This window comes from Candidatus Saganbacteria bacterium (genome assembly GCA_016223245.1).
Lineage (GTDB): Bacteria > Margulisbacteria > WOR-1 > XYC2-FULL-46-14 > XYC2-FULL-37-10 > JACRPL01.
In genome coordinates, this window is sequence record JACRPL010000011.1 from 46,746 (window position 1) to 65,589 (window position 18,844).

The following is an 18,844-nucleotide window of genomic DNA, read 5'->3' on the forward strand; positions in this document are numbered from 1 at the left end:
TCCTCGCATTTGCATAAAAACAATTGTAACCGCGAATTTATTCGCAGGTTACAATTTCAAATTGTTGCCCATCCTGTTATTCTTTTTATGTTTTTCTTCAAGCGCAAAAGCCGTTCCAATTGTTGATTCAATATACGAGAACATCAGGCAGCAGGCGCTCATTAGCCTGCAGGGAACTTTCAATCGGCCGATAAAAATAAAAAGCACCGGAGGCAGGATAATCGGCAAGATCATCTTGAACGACGTTTCTATAGGCAGGGACCTCAATTTTGAAAGGTTTGTCATCGAATTCGATCCAATAAAATATGCCGCGAACCGCGGGAACATCGACCCAGCTATCTCAAAGATCATTTTGGTTAACGGTAAAGCCGATATCCTGCGCGACGCTTCAGGCAAAATAAGCATCGTCGATATTTTAAAGACTGGAAAAGAAGGCGGCCCTCCCCTTAAAGCTAAATTACAGCTCAAGAACATCGAAATTAAATTCAAAGATGTTGCCGGGCTCCCGTACAAGAAAGTCCCCCTCGAAGCCACTTTTAAAAACGCAAATGGGACGATTAATCTCCAGAAATTCCCGAATATTGACATCTCGCTTGCGGCTTTCCAGGACAAAAGCGTTATCGCGGTCAAGGGATCGATAAATTCGGAGAATAATTCTTATGATTTGCGGCTTACGGCTAAAAATCTTGATGGGAAAATATTCGGGAATTATCTTGTGCCCGTCTTGAATTTTAGCGGCGGATCAATCACTGCGGATATCAAGGTCAAGCCCGAGAATACTGTGATTGCGATCGATTCGATCCTGGATAATATGCAGATCAAAGCTTCCGGCAGCATGCGAAAGAGCCTTGATCTTAATGTCGATATCAAAAATGCAGACCTAGACAAGCTTAAAGATTCTATTCCGGACCTGAAGGCTCTTAGCCTGCGCGGCAAGATCGATGCAGGGTTAAAAATAACAGGCACCTTAAAGAACATAAATGTTGTCTCAAAATTATCCATAAAAAACGGGAAATTCCTGAATAGCGGCATCACGGGCGACGCATTTCTTGGATACGCGGGCAATAAGCTTGAAATTAAACGGGCAAGCGTAAAAGCATATTCAGGGGAAATTAATACTTCCGGATCAATTGGTTTTGTTGGGGGTTCCCCGATTATAAATTTTTCAGGCCGCGCATTGGGGATATCCCTAGACAAGCTTTCGTACGGTTCTCCCGGCATAGAAGGAAAATTAGATATAGATTATTCAGTTGCTGGATCGTTGAATAAGTTTTCCGCAAAAATTTCGGGAGTATTAGACGGCGCGGCCTTATGGGACCAGCCTGTAAAAACTTTGAGCGGATCTTTTGGATATGAAGATGGAAAGCTTATTATCAATGGGATCAAGATCGCTTCCGGCCAATCGGAGTTTGAGGGATCCGGGGCAATGTCGCAAGATAAGGATATCTCGTTGAGTTGCAATGCGCGCGAGATACTTTTGAGCGGCAAGAGCGATCTCGGCCCGATCCGGCTTAAAGTCGGGCATTTTCTTGGAGACGTCAGGTTCAAGCTCGACGAAAAATTTATCCGAGCCCCTGTCAGAAACCTTGCGGCTGCAGGCACTATTGAGATCGGAAGCTCAAATATTGGAGCGCAAAAAATCACATCCGGTTTTGGAGATATGGCTTTTACGCATGGGAAGATCGCCTCGGCAAATATGCATTTTTTTGAGGGCGATTCGTCGATAGAAGTTGTGGGCAAGGTTTCCACCCTCGAAGCATCAGATATCCTTATTAGAAGCGACAGGATCAGGCTTGAGGACCTGAAAATTTTGAATTCGTTCCTTCCGCTTGAAGCCTCTGACCCCAAAGGCGAAATAAAACTTGTCCTGAATGCCGCCGGGAAACTGTTTGAAATAAAGGGAGCGAATGATCTCCCCCGCCTAAACCTGTCCGGCAAGCTTTCCGGCAGGGATATAAGGATCGGGGACACCAGTTTGTCTATTGCTTCGATTGAAGGGTCCTTCATTGATAATAGCTTGACCATAAACAATGCTTATGTCAAAACGGAAAGGTCTAATTTTTCGGGATATTTGCGGAGGGCCGGGAACAATAATCTGCAGGCAAGGCTCATCGGCATTGCGGACCTTGATGATTTGAAATTCATAATCCTAAGATACGGCGCGATATCAGGCATTGCAAAATTCGACCTGTGGGCCGCAGGCAATGTAGGCGATCCTGTTGTAAATATGTCATTCGACATTTCCAGGGCGCGATTGAACAGCGCCTTAATTGACAGGATCACGGGCGGGTTAGAGCTTAAGGGAAAACAATTAAAGATCGCAAAGCAGTTGAATATTACAGCGCTTAAAAATAATCTGCAGGTAGACGGCGCCGTGGGCCTCTCCGATGATCTTTTAGAAAGCAATGTCGACTTGGCCGTAAAACTCCAAAAAGGCGACCTGTTCGACGGATCAAAATTTGCGCTGAATGCTTACAGGGAATCAGAGAGGATGCTCAAGCCTGTTCTGCAGAGCCGCGCGAAGATAGAGCTTCCGCAAAGCGTTTCGCTGACGGTTGAAGGTATGGCATTATACAAAATGTTGGATAAATTAGTTTCAGACATTAAGGGATACAAAAAGTCCCTTGAGCCTGCTTTTGTCGAAAAAGTGGACGGGGAAATAGATGGCTCTGCCAGGATTTCAGGCTTGATCAATGACCTAAAGATCGAGGCTGATGTAAACATTATGAACGGCAATTACAATAAATATAGATTTGATAAATTTAGCTCCCATTTTTACGTCAGCCGCGAAGGCATCCAAATTTCAAGGGCCTCCCTTGCAAATAAAGATGGCAGGGCCGAAGCTTCCGGCGGATATTTATTCTCGCCGCAGGCTTTGAAATTCAGGATAATAGGAACTGATTTCCCTATTGATTTCCTGAAACTTTGGGTCGATAAGGAATTTTCCGGGCGACTTTCATTCGGTTGCGCCGTCAATGGGACGATCTTAACCCCTGAAGCGGATGCCTGGATCGCGGCTAAAAAAATAAACCTTGCGGGAATTGATTTTAGCAAGATCGGAGGGGAGATATCATACAAAGGCGAGAGGCTCAAGCTTAAGGATATAAATTTAAGCGAAGGCCAAAAAACTTCCTCTATCAATGCAGAGATATTTAGCGACGGAGGATTTAGCGCCATTGCATCGCTCGAGGGGAATTCGTTAGGCCTCATCAACCTGTTCAACGATGAAGTGAAATGGCTTTCAGGGGCATCTACAGGCTACGTTAGCATTTCCAACAAGAATGGGCTTGCTATTTCAGGCGACCTATCAATAAGCAAAGGGATAGCGCGCATTAACAAGCTCGGCACGGATATCGGCGGCCTTGATGTCAATGCAAGCGCGTCGAATAAAGTCGTCTATTTGAAAAAGTTGAACGGTTATTTTTACGGGGGGGGCAATGCGGCGCCCAGTCCAGTTTCAATCTACGGGTATCTCGACCTGGATAATAACTATGTCAATTTGAGATCGATCGACGGGAATTATAGGATCAATTATTCAAATATTTACGATGGCATGCTTTCAATAAAAAATGCGTCGATTTTTGGGCCGTTATCCCTGCCCCTTGTTTCATGCGAAGCCAAGCTTGAAGACGGGGCGGTATCTATCCCGCAGGCTTCGGGCGATAGCGCAGGATCGCAGGCCGCAAACCCTATCGGCCTCGATATCAAGCTTGATATCGGCAATAATATTTATCTGACATCGGGGAATATCAGCGCCTTGAACAATATTTTCCTCAATTTAGAAATTTCCGGGGACAACATTGAAGTTAACGGCACGCAAAATGACCCGAAGTTGACTGGGCTTGTCTTGTTCAACCGGGGATCGGTCAGCATATTGAACCGGGATTTTTTGCTGCTTACAGAATCGCAGAAAAAAGAGATATACCCTTATGACCTGGACATGCAATCGAAAGATTACGCCGAATTTTTTGGGGGAATATTGCCAAAGTTGAATATTACTGCCATGACAAGGCTAGAAGAAGCGGAGAACAGCAAAAACGCCGAAACAGCGGCCCCTAATCCAAAAAAAGAAATTACCATCATTTCAAAAATTACAGGAATACCGTTCAGCGCGGAAAAGGACAAGGTTCTAAAGATCGGGTTTAGCGCCTTGGAAGCGGATAGATCGACGAGTCCCCCGACATACAAGAGTTCCGCATACACCGAAGACGAGATCCGCGTCCTTCTGCTCCCTGATTTTATCAAATCGGCCGTCGGATTAAATAAAAGCGGGGCAACTTCCATAGATACAAATGCAGTGATGGCCGATTATTTGAACAGCAGGCTTCAGGCGTACGTTTTCCGCGGCCTTGAGCGCGGGCTCGAAAAAGCTTTGGGGCTCGAAAGCTTGACGCTCCAATATAACTTCGGGCGGGACTTGAGAAAAGCTTTGGGAGCAAAAGATACAAGCCAGGCGGCGGCGCAGACCTTAGGCGTGCAGTTTGTGAAAGGGTTTTTCGACAAATTCTTTATCGACGTCAAGTATTCCCAGCCGATGGAAACAACAGTTGGCGCGGCAAGCCAGACTTATATTAACTACCAAGTTACCTACAGGTTGACATCAGTGCTTTCAATCTCGTATTATAGAGAGCCTATAAGCATTAACGATCTCGTGAGCGGCTATGCAAAAGGGTCGTTGCGCGCGGGGTATTCGTTCTAAGGAGCTATATGAAGAAAAAAATTGGCGTTTCGGCGATCTTGTTGATAATGGCGTTATTATCGCTCTCATTTATCGTGTTCGCGGAAGAGGTCGATATCCCCGCGAAAATAACCGCGTTTGAAGTTTTGGGGAATTCCCATGTTCCCGCGAAGGAGATATTGGAGGCGGTATTCAGCAAGGTAAATGAAAATGTCGACCAGGACAAGATCAAGAACGACCTTAAGGCCATTTATGCCCTTGGGTATTTTAAGGATGTTAATGCTTCATTTGAGGCTTTCAAGGACGGCACGAAGATAATATACAACGTTTCGGAAAATCCCATCCTCCGCGAAATAAGCATCCATGGGAATACGGCGTATCCTACAAGTGAAATAATAAGCGCTATGGGCATTATCCGAGGCGGCGTGCTCAATCTAAAAAATATCAGGAACGGCATTGATTCGATAAATAAAAAATATAAAAAAGACGGATATACCTTGGCAAGGGTAGTTGACATCTCAACAGATAAGGACAAAGTTGCGGTTAAGCTTGCCGAGGGTGTAGTCGAGGGGATAAGCCTTGAAGGAAATGAATCGACCAAAGACTATGTTGTTTTGCGCGAGATGGACACGAAGGCGGGAAAAGTCTTCAATGAAGAAGTGCTTTCAAAAGATTTAAGAAGGATATTCAACTTGGGATTTTTCTCCGAGATCAATCCGGCTTTTGAGCCGGGCTCGTCAAGCGATAAGATGATCTTAGTCATCAAAATAAAAGAAACGAGGACCAATACTGTGAATTTCGGAGGCGGCTGGGGGGAGCGCGACGGCTGGTTCGGGTTTGCCGACCTTGCGATCAACAATTTAATGGGTACAGCCCAGGGGCTTATGGTCCGCGGACAAGCAGGCCAGCAGCTCACGACTTACCAATTCAAATATTCAAATCCCTGGTTTTTGCCCGAAAAACTCGGGAACAGGACATCGTATACATTGCGAGCATGGAATACCCAGGGGAACGATATTTACTTGACCCAGCAGGACCAGTACAATGTCGGCTGGGATATGGCTTTCGGTAAAACTTACAAGGATTTTTTTGGGGGCAGCATCAACTTCGGATCCGAAAGCATCTCTCCCAGAAGCGGAGCGTCTTTTGAGGCGTATACTGCGCCGTATATCGGAGCCACTTTCTCGTATGATACGCGAGATGTCTGGATGAATCCCAAAAAAGGCGTTTATGACGTTTTGTCATTGAAACAAGGTTGGAATGTTACCAAGTCATCGACAAATTTCTTCAAGATCGGTTTGGACCTGAATGGTTTCAGGCCGGCAGCCGATTCCCAGGTCTTTGCGGCTCATTTTGGGGTTGGGCTTGGCATTGGCGCGGTTCCTCTTGGCGAACTTTATTGGGCAGGGGGGCCGAATACTGTCCGAGGGTACGGGTTAACCGAGCTGCGCCGGGGAGCAAGGAAAATTATTGCAAACCTCGAATACAGGTTGACGTTCAACGAAATGTTCCAAGGTGTCTTTTTCTACGATTGGGGAAATGCTTGGGATGTCGGCATGCCAGAGACCGAAAAATTTATGGCGGGGTGGGGGCCGGGATTGCGGCTTAACACGCCTCTAGGGCCTATTCGTTTGGATTACGGGATCGGCACGGCAAAGACCGCCTCCGATGGTATCTTGCACTTCAGCATTGGTCAAGCCTTTTAAATCGCTGTTGTTTTTATCGTCAAAATAATTTTTTAAAACCACTTTACAGCCTCACTATATCCAATAATACCCGTTTGCCCGCCTTTGGAGGGCTTCTGGCATAAAAATTGCTATTAACTGTTAGAAACAAAATGAAACAAACAATGCCGGAAGAAATAATTGAAAGAAGGATCTATTTGATAAGAGGGCATAAGATCATGCTTGATCGTGATCTAGCCGAACTTTATGGAGTTGAGACTTATAACCTTAATAAAGCTGTTAAGAGGAACAAAGAAAGGTTCCCTGAGGATTTTATGTCCCAACTTTCAAAAGAAGAATACAAAGCTTTAAGATTCCAAATTGGAATCCTAAAAAGAGGGCATCATTCAAAGTTTCTGCCATATGCATTTACGGAATTGGGTATTTCCATGCTTTCTTCTGTTCTGCGAAGCAAAAGAGCGATAGCTGTCAATATCCAAATTATGAGAACCTTCGCAAAATTGAGAGAAATTCTATCTTCACATAAAGACTTGCGGAGAAAGATCGAAGAAATGGAATCAAAATATGATTATCAATTTAAAGCAGTTTTCGACGCTATCAAAGCGCTGATGGATGAGCCAGCGAGCAAAACGGGCAAAATTGGGTTTTTGAAATAATAGACGCGAAGTTGAGCTATTTCGGCGAATTTTCGTTCCAGACGGCGGGGTTGCCTTCGGGGTGTTGGCGCCCCGCCACGATGGAAAATGCAAATCAATAGGAGGGTGGAATGGATACATATGAAATAGATAAAATTTTAGGGTACGAAGATGCTTGCAACTTCCAACTTCAAAACAAATAATAATATCCAAATTCCAAATATCGAACAAAAAGAAGCCAAGCCGAGGGATTTAAGGGAAAGGCTTTTTAGGTTTTCGGTGGATATATTATTTATATGCAAGAAATTGCCAAATTCTGCTGAATTTGAAAACATCAAAAAGCAGCTATCTAAATCGGTCACTTCGATTGCCGCAAATTTTGAAGAAGCCGATGGCGCCCTTTCAAAAAAGGATTTTATCAATAAGTTAAGCATCGCCAGAAAAGAAGCGAAAGAGACAAAATACTGGCTTAGAGTATTGGGCGAGATCCATTTAAATGAAATTGATTATTATTTAGATGAATCCGAACAAATAATTAAAATATTGAGCTCAATCCTGTTCAAGTCCGGTTATAGATCACGATTGAATAACTTGCAATCCTAGTATTTTGTATTTGATTGTTTGAATTTTGAATATTGTTTGGGTGTTGGAAGTTGGAAGTTGGAAGTTGGAAGTTGGAAGTTGGAAATTGCCTAGAATGGTGTTATAATGACCCTATCAGGTTCCAATCGACTCGGAGCATCGATGGCAAATCGTTTCTACCATCAAAAAGGTTTATATTTACCCCTTACGGCACAACTTTATCCAAAAATTCCCGCAAAACCGATTTTATGCATATTTTCTTGGGCGAGGCTTGGGAAAATAACGTGAAATTAATGTTGCGTTTTGCCGATATATATAAGGGATTTTTGAAATTGGATAAAAGGAGCGGCGGATTTTGAAGAAGTTAATACTTGCAATCATTATTCTTCTATTTTCAAGTATGGCGTTTGCTGCACCATCGATAACGATCTTTTCTCCAAAAAGCGGAGACAATATCGGCGGGAGCATAAATATAACTTGGTTAGCAAGTGATTCTGTTGGTTTTTCTTTAACCCCAATTTCAATTTATTATTCGGTTGATGGCGGCGCAACTTACACTAAAATTACAAATGCGACAGAAAATGACGGACAATCTTGGTGGGGAAGTTGGGGCATATCAGACACTGCAGCGGCTAAAATAAAAATAGAAGCAAAAAATCTGAACAATGAAATAGCAACCGCCGAAAGCAATGTTTTTAGCATCTATTCATCGCCTTATACAAATTTAGCAGTTTCTATACCATATATATTGATTGGGGGGACAACGCAAGAAATATCTTGGAATTCATATGATGCCGGCAGCGACTTATTGGAGAATTCTGTAAGCATCTATTTTCGAGAGAATTCTAATACAGACTGGGTGCTCCTTGCCTCAAATCAGGCATTAAGCGGCAAGTATATTTTTTCGGTGCCATTGATAAACAGCTCGAATGCAGCGATAAGATTTGATGTAAAAGATAAAGCAGGGCATGCGGGAAGCGATTCTTGGGGTTTTTCAATCACCACAAAGCCCCCTTCTATCGCGGTTTCAGCCCCTAATGGAGGGGAAAAAATCGATGGCGGGAAGCAATATACATTAAAATGGACCGTTGCAAACAGCGAAAGCCTGCCGGCATATCCATTTTCACTTTTTTATTCATTAGATAACGGGAGCAGCTATACAAAGATCGCCGAGGGCATTCAAAGAGGCGCCACTTCATACAATTGGGCGGCTCCATTAATAAACAACGCGCTGGCAAAAATAAAAATTACAGCTGCGGATGTATTTGGCAAAGTATATTCCGACGAAAGCGATAATGCCTTTACATTATATATGCCGCCGGCAGGGACGATCCTTTCTCCGAACGGCGGAGAAAACTTGAAAGGCGGAGATGTGGCAAATATCACGTGGATCGCCTCCGGCGAGGGGATCAATCCATCAGATTGCAAGGTTAATCTGAAATACTCGACAAACGGCGGAAGCGCATGGCAGGATATTGCGAGCGGATTGGACAACAGCGGATTATACGGCTGGACTTTGCCCAAGATCGACAGCAACAAAACCAAAATAAAAGTTGAAGTTATTAACAGCAAAAGCGAAGTTGTAAGCAGCGACCAAAGCGATAATGATTTTACGATCGACAGCACCCCGCCGACTGTTACTATTTTAAAGCCAACAGCAACGTACATATGGACCTTGAATAATAGTTACGGCTATGGGGGAGGCAAGTTCGGTTCAGATTTAACAATTTCTTATAATGCTAATGATAATTTTGGATTTTCAAGCGCAGATTTATATTTTTCAAATGACGGAGGCAACTTATATAAATGGATAGGCGCATCTCAAAAAATAAATGAAAATAGTTCTTTTTGGATTGAAGAGCCAAACGATACGGAAATCGCAAAAATAAAGGTTCAAGTCAAAGATAAGGCGGGAAATATTGCAACATTAGAAAGTGCCGCGTTCAAAGTAGCATCTGTCCCATTGGTTTCAATTATCTCTCCAAGTTGGAATGAGTATATTAAAGGCGGAACATCTTATAAGATCAAATGGCAGGCAAGCGACTTAAAAAATAATCTTTTGTCGAATCCAATTACAATAAAATATTCTTCAAACAATGGAACGTCATGGCAAACAATTGCATCAAATGAGGTCAATGACGGCGAATATGACTGGACTGCGCCAAGCATCGATGTTAATCAATATAACGGGAAATTGAGGATCGAAGCGCTAGATTCCGATGGCAATGTCGGGTTCCAAGAAGTATATGCGGGCATTGATTCGACCGCGCCGACGGTAAAATTCACAAATCTGCCGGCGGAAGACATGATTAAAACCGATGGGCAAATTAATTTAACCTGGAATATAGTCGAAAAAGGAAGCGTCAAGGGAGCGGAGCTGTATTATTCAACAGATAGCGGCGCAAGCTATAGCAAAGTTGAGCAAACAATAAATTATTGGAATAATGGCGGGAGCTGTACATGGGATGTCCCGCAAGCGCTAAATGGGAAAAACGTTAAGTTTAAAGTTGAAGTTGTTGATTATGTAAATAATGCCGCCACCGATGAGAGCAAATCCTATAAGATAATGTTTATCCCGAAAGTTTCAATTGTTTATCCTATCCCTTACTCATTTGCCGGCGGGTCGACCTATAACATCAAATGGAAGGCAAGCGCCACCGCTAGCAATTTAGCGCAAAATCCCATAACGATAAAATTTTCTTCAGACAATGGAGCTTCATGGGAAACAATTGCGGCAAACCAGCCGAATACTTCCGAATATATATGGAAGGTCCCTTCAATTGATGCGAAATATTGCAAGATAAGGATAGAAGCTGTCGACGTAGACGGGACCATAGGATCATCAGACATGGGATTTAGAATTGACAGTACTGCTCCCGATATTATCCTAACCTCATTAAACAGCGGAGAAACTATTAATTCCGGACAAAATTACAATATCACTTGGAAATGGACGGATAAAAACAGCGGACAAAATGGAAGCACCCTTAACTGCATTATTTCATATTCAACAAATGAGGGAGCTGCCTATTCGAAAATAGGCGATTCTTCGGCATATTTTTATGGGTGGGACGGCTATAAAGATGGAAATTTTGTTTGGACTGTTCCTGACAATATTTCAACAAGCAGCGCCAAGGTGAAATTGGAAGCAATAGATAATGCAGGCAATATTTCAACCGCCGAAAGCGCAAAGCCTTTCAGCATAATGATCCCGCCTGTCGGGACCGTCCTGTCGCCAAACGGGGGAGAGAATTATTATTATTTGGATACGGTCGGCATAAAATGGAAAAAAGACGGCGGAGAAGCTGTTGCCAATGATTATTTAGTCGATCTTTATTACAAGAAAAATGGCGGAAGCGATTGGAAAACGATTGCCCAAGCAATAAAGAATACAGGCGCGTATTCGATTCCGGTATCGGTAATCGTCGCCGACTCAAAAACATATATCAATGAAGCTAAGATCAAAGTTGAAATGGTGAAAAATGGGACAATTTCTTCGTCGGATGAAAGCGACGATGTTTTTGTGGTTTATAGCGGCACATCATCAAATGTGAATAACGCGATATTAATTAAGGCGCCATCAACGGGTGAGGTTCTAACTGCCGGCAGCACTTATAAGATTGCTTGGGAAACAAATGACAACCTATATCTTAGTAAAAAAGATAAAATATCCATTTATGTTTATTATTTCAGCGACCATGATGAATATCCATATAACAAGAATGTATCCGGAGTAGATTTTATTGCCAAAGATCAACCGGGCGATCAAAATTATTTTAATTGGAAAATCCCAACTAATACCAAAGCCGCGAAATTCGCAAGAATATATGTAAACACGAGCGGCAAGCAATATGCCAATGGTTACAGCGCGGAATTCTCGATTGATTCGCCATTCACGGATAAAAACTTATATTTCGACGCATCCGGCGAGGCAAAAATCGAATTTCCGAATGGAGTTGAATCCGGCTTGAAATGGGCGAAGTTTGAAGAAACACCGTCGCCCAAAACTGCGCCAAGAGGGGCGAAGATCGTAAAGGCCCCATTCAAAATATCAGGAGATGTTGACGACCTTAAGGCGGAAGGCCAATTTTCGCTCCCATTCGCTTCCGAAATCAAAAACCCGAAAGTATTCTGGTTTTCTCCAAAAGAAAATAAATGGCAAAAAGTCGCTGCCGTAAAACTTGGCGATAAAATGCTCTTTAAATTCAGGAAGCTCGGCGTCTTTGCTGTTTTTGACGTAATCGACAACAACCCTCCGGAGATTTTTTCAATTAAGGTAAATGGGAGAAAAGTCGCAAAAGACGACTCGATCCCAAGCTCCCCCGATATCCAAATCGATGTTAAAGATGATTATGGGATCGACATCGGAGTCATGTCTCTTTCAATAGATAATGAAGAAGCAAAATCACTGCAATTGGATGGAATTTCGGCAAAATCGGACGCTTTTCCCGTTCAGGCCGGCACGTTCAGGACCAAAGGCGCGTTAAGCGCGGACCTGCCGGTCGGACCGCATACATTTACAATTGTTGCGTCCGACGAAGTCGGCAATTCAACAACTTTTATTGAAACGCTATATGTCGTCGGCTCGTCCGTTTCGGGGCTTATGGTTTATCCGAACCCGTACCATATCGGCCAAACCCTTAAATTCGACGGCCTGGCATCCGACGTCAATGTCTATATATATGAAATATCTGGCGATCTGGTGTGGCACGGATTTACATCGGGAGCGGCGAGCATATCGTGGGACGGCAAAAACAATTTCGGCAATGCAGCCGTGCCGGGCGTGTATTTATACCTTGTAAAAGATTCCCAAGGGAGCAGATCAATTGGCAAAATTGCAGTTATTAAATAAAATATTTTTAATAATAATCGCTGCCGCTTTAGGCGCTTCACCGGCGTTCGCGCAAAGCGACCAGGCAGGGACATCCGGCAGTGCGTTCTTAAAACTTGACCAAAGCGTCAAGGCGGCGGGGCTCGGGGGAGCGTTTGCCGCCTTGGCCAATGACCCTTCGGCGATCTATTATAATCCCGCGGGGCTCCAGATGCTGAAAAACAAAAAACTTTCTTTTACAAACACAAATTGGCTTGTCGGTTCGAATTATTCAACTATTTGCTATGCCCAGCCGTCGGGAGGCTCCGATACGTTTGGAGGCTCGGTTTCTTATCTTAATTATGGAAGCATACAAGAAACAACGGCAGTTTCCCGGACGGGGACTGGGAGGTCTTTTGCTCCTGTTTCATATCTTGGGATATTATCTTGGGCGAGGAATATGAGATGGGGGTATTTGGGGGTAAGCGCAAAACTCCTCCAGCAGAATATCGATTCATACAGCGAAAACGGCGTCGGGGTTGATGCCGGTATTTTGAGCGCGACACCTATGGAGTACCTAAGATTTGGAGCATCTGTCTTGAATTTGGGATGGAGCGGAGATAAAGTCCTCCCTTATACTATCTTGATGGGCCTTGCCTATGAAACAAACTTTGGTTTGGATATATTAGCCGATATGCGAATTCCAAGAGATGCGTTATCGACCATACATTTAGGAGTCGAATATGCTCCAATTCCGCTTTTATCTTTAAGAGGAGGGATCAACACGAAAGCAAACGACGAAGCAGGCGGGAATTACAGTTTAGGGTTGGGGCTTAACCTTTCTGCTTTGAATATTGATTATGCATATGTCCCTTATGCCGACCTCGGGGCAACACATAGGATAGGAATGGAGGCCAAATTTTAATGACAAATCGAAAATTGGTTTTTTGGATTTTGATATTAGGATTTACCACGTTAGTGGTCGGTTGCGGGAAATTATCTAACTCTCCAAATATAGTAAGCCTTGCAAACCAAGGCGAAATATCAGGTAAAATTTACAGCCTTTCTGCTTCAAATTACTATGCCGATAAATTTGTCCCAATCCCGGGGGCAAAGGTCACGGTTGGGACAATAGAAGTTATTGCGTCGGCGGACGGGTCTTATAAAATTTCAGGGGTGCAGGCAGGGGAAATGCAAATAACGGCAACTGCTGAAGGGTTTTCGGCTAATACAATTAAAGCAAACAGGAATGTGATAAATTTCTATCTTCAAGGCGGATCATCGTCAACTGAAAAAGGAACAGCAACAATTACCGGAACAATTTATGGCTTGCCTTCGGGAATTTCCAGTGTTTATGGAAGTGCGATTTCCGCTGCAAAAGGCTCTTCAAGCTCAAGTTATGACCCCTCATTATACAAGTACACGATCACTGGCGCCCCTGATGATGGGGAAACCTATGTTTTTGCATATTATTCAACTTACGAAGCAGGGTTAAATAGGAGAGTTTACTCGTATAAAAAAGTCAGCATGACGTCCGCGAGCCGCGAGGTTGATCTGGATTTCGCGGCCTCCGACAAATCCTTGGTCGTAAATATTAAAAACAAGCAGGGACTTGTTCCGGGAACATTGTATGCGCACCTTTATAATGGATATAGGCTCCTGCTTTCCGGGCTTTACAATAAAAGCCAGACGCAAGAAGGGACTGTTAATATTTCGAAGATCCCCGCGCTTGAACCAGGGGACAGTTATTCGGTAAATATATATGCCTCGGGAACGGCCGCAGGCGATATAACCTCGATAAATTTATATAAAAACAGCCTGACTGCAGGGCAAAGTGTTGATCTAGACATATCGACAATTCCTGATTTTAAGATCAATAGCCCAACTAGCGGCGAAACTCTATCAAGCCATCCGACTTTCGCGTGGGAGCCGATAAGCGATGATAAAACTTTATATGTAGTTTATCTGTATCCTACCGACTCTTATAGCACAATTTGGTGGGGAATGACGAAAAGCAGTTCCATAACGCTTCCTGAAGCAGTCATATTAAACAGTGGCGGGTACAAATGGTCTGTGGCAGTCCTAAATGCCTCAAACTTAGATCCTGCGGATATAATCCCGTCAATTTCACAATCATCTTATAATTGGATAATTGGATCGTCAATGAGGAGCTTTACTTATGCGAAATAAATTGATATTTGCTGTGTGTGTTTTGGGTTTTATTTTTTCATTTGAGATTTGTCATTTGTCAATCCCCGCAGGGGCAATGGGAGCTCCTATTCCACGAAGTGAACAAATAGAGATCCTCCGGATAGATGACTTTGAAGATGGGGATATCGCAAAAAGCCCGTCATGGTGGGTTTTTGATAATATATCCTGCGAAATCATAGGCAGCGGTGGGCTAAACGGAGGCGATCTGGGCGTAGAGCGGTCTGTTGGAGAAAGAGCTCTATTAATAAAGAGCAAAGGGAATATCGAGTGGTACGCGGGCGGGCTTGGATTTATCGAAAAATATCCAATAGACTTGTCAAAGTATAAGGATCTCCAATTTGATATTTTCGGATTTGGGGCGGGAGATGGGACGCTAAAAATTGAAATTTATGATGACGATAATGATAGTTGGACGTTTGAGAAAGACAAAAAAGACCAGAACAAGCTATTATTTGACGATAGGTTTATCTCGGCTATCCCAATAAATTGGAGCGGATGGAAAAGAGTTTCTGTTCCGTTTGATTCATTTATTGACGATAATCCGGGAGCGGGGAATGACAAGTTTGATCTGGGGGCAAAAAATGGCAAAGGCGGCGTTCTGCAGATACAGCTGATCTGTCTCGCTTCGACTAAAGGCTCACCCATTAAGTTTGCCGTTGATAATTTGCGGTTGGCCAGATAGAGCTGGGGAGGACAACAGCGTATCAGATCCCGAGCCTGATATTCTGATACTCTGAAAAACGGAGGGTGAGATGAAAAAAACATCGAGGGGCAAGTAGCAAGAAGGAAGCTCCATAATGGCATGGAGATTGCTTGTATTTGTGTATAGGGGGCAATAGGAGAGAAGTCAAGGCGAGATATCGTATTAATTGACGAAAAGGCATCTGATGGAAAAATATTTATTATGAAAAGCAAAAAAACAGACCAAAATCGCTACGACAAATTAATAAATTCCATAGGAATATTGCTTAATAATGCTCGTGAAAAAGCTTTTCAGCAAGTAAATAGTATATTGGTAAAAACATATTGGGAGATTGGAAGGCACATAATCGTTTATGAACAAGAAAATAATCTCAGAGCCGAGTATGGGTCAAAACTGCTAGATCAGATCGCTCATGATTTGAAGGAAAATAATGGAAAAGGATTCAGTCGAAGTAATGTTATATATATGAGACTGTTATACAAGAAGCATCCAATAAGTCAGACACTGTCTGACCAATTGAGCTGGAGTCATTTCGTAGAATTGCTGGGCGTAGAGGATGACCTGGCCCGTTCTTTTTACGAGAAGGAGTGTTTGTCTAACCGATGGAGCGTCAGAGAGCTTAGGCGACAGATCGATTCAATGCTTTTCGAGAGATTAGCCTTAAGCAGAGACAAAAAAGGGATTCTTGAGCTGGCCGTCAAAGGGCATAAAATAGAAAAACCGGAGGACATGGTCAAAAATCCATATGTATTGGAATTCTTGGGGATCCCAAAGGATTACAAGTACTCGGAAAAAGAACTTGAGCAAAAAGTTATTGATAATATGCAAGAATTTTTGATGGAATTAGGCAAAGGATTTTCTTTTGTAGCGCGTCAATTTCGTATTACTTTGGGCAACAAGCATTTTTATGTTGATCTGGTGTTTTACCATCGGATCTTAAAATGCTATGTGCTGATCGACCTTAAGCTTAATGCGGTTTCGCATCAGGATGTAGGGCAGATGAATATGTATCTCAATTATTTCAAGAAAGAAGAAATGCATGAGGGCGACAATGGGCCGATCGGAATAGTTTTGGGCGCAGAGAAGAATCACGTTCTTGTTGAGTATGCATTAGGCGGGATATCAAATAAACTGTTTGCTTCAAAATATCGATTATCTTTGCCGGATAAGAAGCTTTTGCAAGGCGCCATGGAGAAATTTGTTGTCGGTAGTTAAAAAAATAGCGTGCAATTTGGGGTGGGAATTGGCGATAATAAACTAGTGCGAAGTTGGAATAAACCGGAGGAAGAAATGAGAAGTAAAATATTGGTTGGTGTTATTGTTTTTGGAATTTTGGGAATAGTTTTAACCGGATGCAATAAGCCGCCGGAAGAATTAGTAGGAAGCGCATTAGACAAAGGTACTACGACAACCGCAACCAGCACTACTTCAACTTCCTCGACAACTTCGACTACCACAACGGTTATTGTATCAACAACTACAACCACCCTTGCGAAGCAGATACTCCTTCCTCCTGATAGCGTTTCGGCCCAAGCAACTGATACCTATGTCGAATTAACTTGGAAAGATAGCCCAAATGCGCATGTGACAGGATATAAAATATATCGAATGAGCGCTGGAAGCTCCGATTTTAACCTGCTCTCAACCCAAGGCAAAGTTAATAAATACAGCGATCATTCGGTTGAAAGCGGGCAAACGTATATTTATGCCGTAAGATCGATTGGGGATGGATCAGATAGCGATCTTTCCATCGCCGCGGTAATAATATTTACACTTGTCGACAAAATAGCGCCGGCGGCTCCAGTAAGCCTTTCCGTTTCTTCCGGTACCACGACCGTTTCTTTGGATTGGCAGAAAAATTCGGAGGCAGACCTCTCCGGGTACAATATTTACCGAAAAACCGAAGATGAAGCGTTATTCAATAAGATCAATAAAAAACCAATAGTTTCTAATTATTTTTCCGACACATCTCTTGCCTCAAACAAGACTTATCAATATAAGGTCACCGCAGTTGACACAAGCAGCAATGAGAGCGGCCCCTCTGTTGTTGTTACTATTAAAACCCTAGCGTCGGTGGATACTTCGGCGCCTGCCGCGCCGGCAAATTTTACAGCAACAGGCGGAGAATATCAGGTTAGTTTGAAATGGGACAGCAATCAGGAGAGCGATCTAAACCATTATAATGTTTACAGAAAGACGAAATCATCCGATGGTACGACAACTTCAAATACGGCAATACTTAATATTGCATCTAATTCATATCTTGATGCGGATGTTTCCAACGGCACGGTTTATTATTATCAAATTACGGCTGTCGATTTATCCGGGAATGAAAGCGCGAAATCCGCAGAGATCAGCGCGACGCCTTCCTCAACAATTGACGATAATGCCGTGATCAATTCGCAACTAACAGCTTACGAGCTTGGAATGAAAAATATGGATATTACGCAAGTCATGTCGACAATATCCGACAATTATTTGGACTGGTACGAGACAAGCTATAAATATTATAAAAGCGGATACCAGGACAATTTGACAAGCACTTTTGGGCAAAACAACATTACATCTTATAAGCTTTCGGCTACAGGCGTCACAATAAATAAAAAAGCTGCTACGGTTGCTGCAAAGGTTGAAATGTCGGGGGCGGGCAAGAAAACCGCAAGCTATGATTATACCGGCTCGAATTTAACATATTCGCTTGATAAGACTTTTTCTATGGCAAGAGAAGGGGATACATGGAAGATAACTCGCGATAAAACAGATAAAGAAGCGGCTTTTATGACATTGCCAACCAAGGCCAAGGCCGGCTATAACATTATGTATCAAGCTGTGATCTTATGGTTTGACAACAACAATAATTTTTACAATAAGCTGAAATCCGTGTTTGCGCAGGATCCGTCGGGAAACCCAATATCCTTTTCTTCCGGATACTTCGGCTTGGTCGGATATGGAAGCGTCGAAGCAGGGGATTATTCCGCAAACGTTGTCTTAACCGACAAGAATGATTATGTTTATAACCTTACGCATAATTATAAAGTATCAGGCATAAGCTCAAGTTCGATAAGCGCGCTTGGGATTGATGGGAAGAATCAAGATTTGATGATGATAGGATGGATGGTCAATGTATTGGGGGCGAGATAAGTTATATTCCGCGTGAATGTGCGATAAAATGAACGATAAACAACTTATTATCTATCAAAGCCCCGTTGGAGCTCTTGAATTGAGGGCTGATGCGGGGAGTGAAACAATTTGGGCGACTCAAATCCAAATTGTTCAGCTGTATGATGTTGACCAATCGGTTGTTTCAAGGCATATTCATAATATTTTTAAATATGGGGAAGTTGACAAAAAAAGGAATATGCAAAAAATGCATATTGCAAAATCCGACAAGCCAGTCGCCTTGTATTCTTTGGATGTGATCTTGGCCGTTGGCGACGGATTGTCGTCAGTTGGGCTACGGTATTTATTTGGCTGATTGGAGATGAATGCTTGGAATATTTGGCGTTGTAGTGATAAAAAATGACGATGATTCCTTGCTTG

General features: G+C 43.0%; 11 protein-coding genes. All 11 read left to right on the forward strand.

What is annotated here, in order from left to right; all coding sequences use genetic code 11:
- The first annotated feature begins 64 nt into the window (after positions 1-64).
- Positions 65-4,699, forward strand: a complete 4,635-nt coding sequence (locus HZC34_04695; protein ID MBI5701130.1) for a translocation/assembly module TamB domain-containing protein — start codon at positions 65-67, stop codon at positions 4,697-4,699.
- 8 nt (positions 4,700-4,707) lie between these two features.
- The gene (locus tag HZC34_04700) at positions 4,708-6,384 is read left to right on the forward strand and encodes a BamA/TamA family outer membrane protein (GenBank protein ID MBI5701131.1); all 1,677 of its coding nucleotides are present in this window, start codon (positions 4,708-4,710) and stop codon (positions 6,382-6,384) included.
- A gap of 131 nt (positions 6,385-6,515) precedes the next feature.
- Positions 6,516-7,019, forward strand: a complete 504-nt coding sequence (locus HZC34_04705) for an ORF6N domain-containing protein (GenBank protein ID MBI5701132.1) — start codon at positions 6,516-6,518, stop codon at positions 7,017-7,019.
- Positions 7,020-7,169: 150 nt separating this feature from the next.
- Positions 7,170-7,601, forward strand: coding sequence for a four helix bundle protein (locus tag HZC34_04710; protein MBI5701133.1), 432 nt, complete (start codon positions 7,170-7,172; stop codon positions 7,599-7,601).
- Positions 7,602-7,935: 334 nt separating this feature from the next.
- Positions 7,936-12,432 (forward strand): hypothetical protein, encoded by a 4,497-nt coding sequence (locus tag HZC34_04715; protein MBI5701134.1) that lies wholly within the window; start codon positions 7,936-7,938, stop codon positions 12,430-12,432.
- Positions 12,407-13,315, forward strand: coding sequence for a PorV/PorQ family protein (locus tag HZC34_04720; protein ID MBI5701135.1), 909 nt, complete (start codon positions 12,407-12,409; stop codon positions 13,313-13,315). The genes HZC34_04715 and HZC34_04720 overlap by 26 nt, the downstream gene beginning before the upstream one ends.
- The gene (locus HZC34_04725; GenBank protein MBI5701136.1) at positions 13,315-14,580 is read left to right on the forward strand and encodes a carboxypeptidase regulatory-like domain-containing protein; all 1,266 of its coding nucleotides are present in this window, start codon (positions 13,315-13,317) and stop codon (positions 14,578-14,580) included. Before HZC34_04720 ends, HZC34_04725 begins: the two co-directional genes overlap by 1 nt.
- Positions 14,570-15,283: a hypothetical protein gene (locus HZC34_04730; GenBank protein ID MBI5701137.1), complete on the forward strand. Its 714-nt coding sequence runs from the start codon at positions 14,570-14,572 to the stop codon at positions 15,281-15,283. The genes HZC34_04725 and HZC34_04730 overlap by 11 nt, the downstream gene beginning before the upstream one ends.
- Positions 15,284-15,505: 222 nt before the next feature.
- On the forward strand, positions 15,506-16,519 hold the full coding sequence (locus tag HZC34_04735; protein MBI5701138.1) for a DUF1016 domain-containing protein: 1,014 nt from the start codon (positions 15,506-15,508) through the stop codon (positions 16,517-16,519).
- A 75-nt stretch (positions 16,520-16,594) separates the two neighbouring features.
- A complete protein-coding gene (locus tag HZC34_04740; protein ID MBI5701139.1) occupies positions 16,595-18,445 on the forward strand; it encodes a hypothetical protein in 1,851 nt (616 codons plus the stop codon).
- Between the two features lie 28 nt (positions 18,446-18,473).
- Positions 18,474-18,779 (forward strand): virulence protein, encoded by a 306-nt coding sequence (locus HZC34_04745; GenBank protein MBI5701140.1) that lies wholly within the window; start codon positions 18,474-18,476, stop codon positions 18,777-18,779.
- The last annotated feature ends 65 nt before the right edge of the window (positions 18,780-18,844 follow it).

Excerpts from the sequence above, each read along its gene's own strand:
- HZC34_04700 (MBI5701131.1), top strand. The coding sequence starts at position 4,708 with ATGAAGAAAAAAATTGGCGTTTCGGCGATCTTGTTGATAATGGCGTTA.
- HZC34_04705 (MBI5701132.1), top strand. The coding sequence starts at position 6,516 with ATGAAACAAACAATGCCGGAAGAAATAATTGAAAGAAGGATCTATTTG.
- HZC34_04710 (MBI5701133.1), top strand. The coding sequence starts at position 7,170 with ATGCTTGCAACTTCCAACTTCAAAACAAATAATAATATCCAAATTCCA.
- HZC34_04725 (MBI5701136.1), top strand. The coding sequence starts at position 13,315 with ATGACAAATCGAAAATTGGTTTTTTGGATTTTGATATTAGGATTTACC.
- HZC34_04730 (MBI5701137.1), top strand. The coding sequence starts at position 14,570 with ATGCGAAATAAATTGATATTTGCTGTGTGTGTTTTGGGTTTTATTTTT.
- HZC34_04735 (MBI5701138.1), top strand. The coding sequence starts at position 15,506 with ATGAAAAGCAAAAAAACAGACCAAAATCGCTACGACAAATTAATAAAT.
- HZC34_04740 (MBI5701139.1), top strand. The coding sequence starts at position 16,595 with ATGAGAAGTAAAATATTGGTTGGTGTTATTGTTTTTGGAATTTTGGGA.
- HZC34_04745 (MBI5701140.1), top strand. The coding sequence starts at position 18,474 with ATGAACGATAAACAACTTATTATCTATCAAAGCCCCGTTGGAGCTCTT.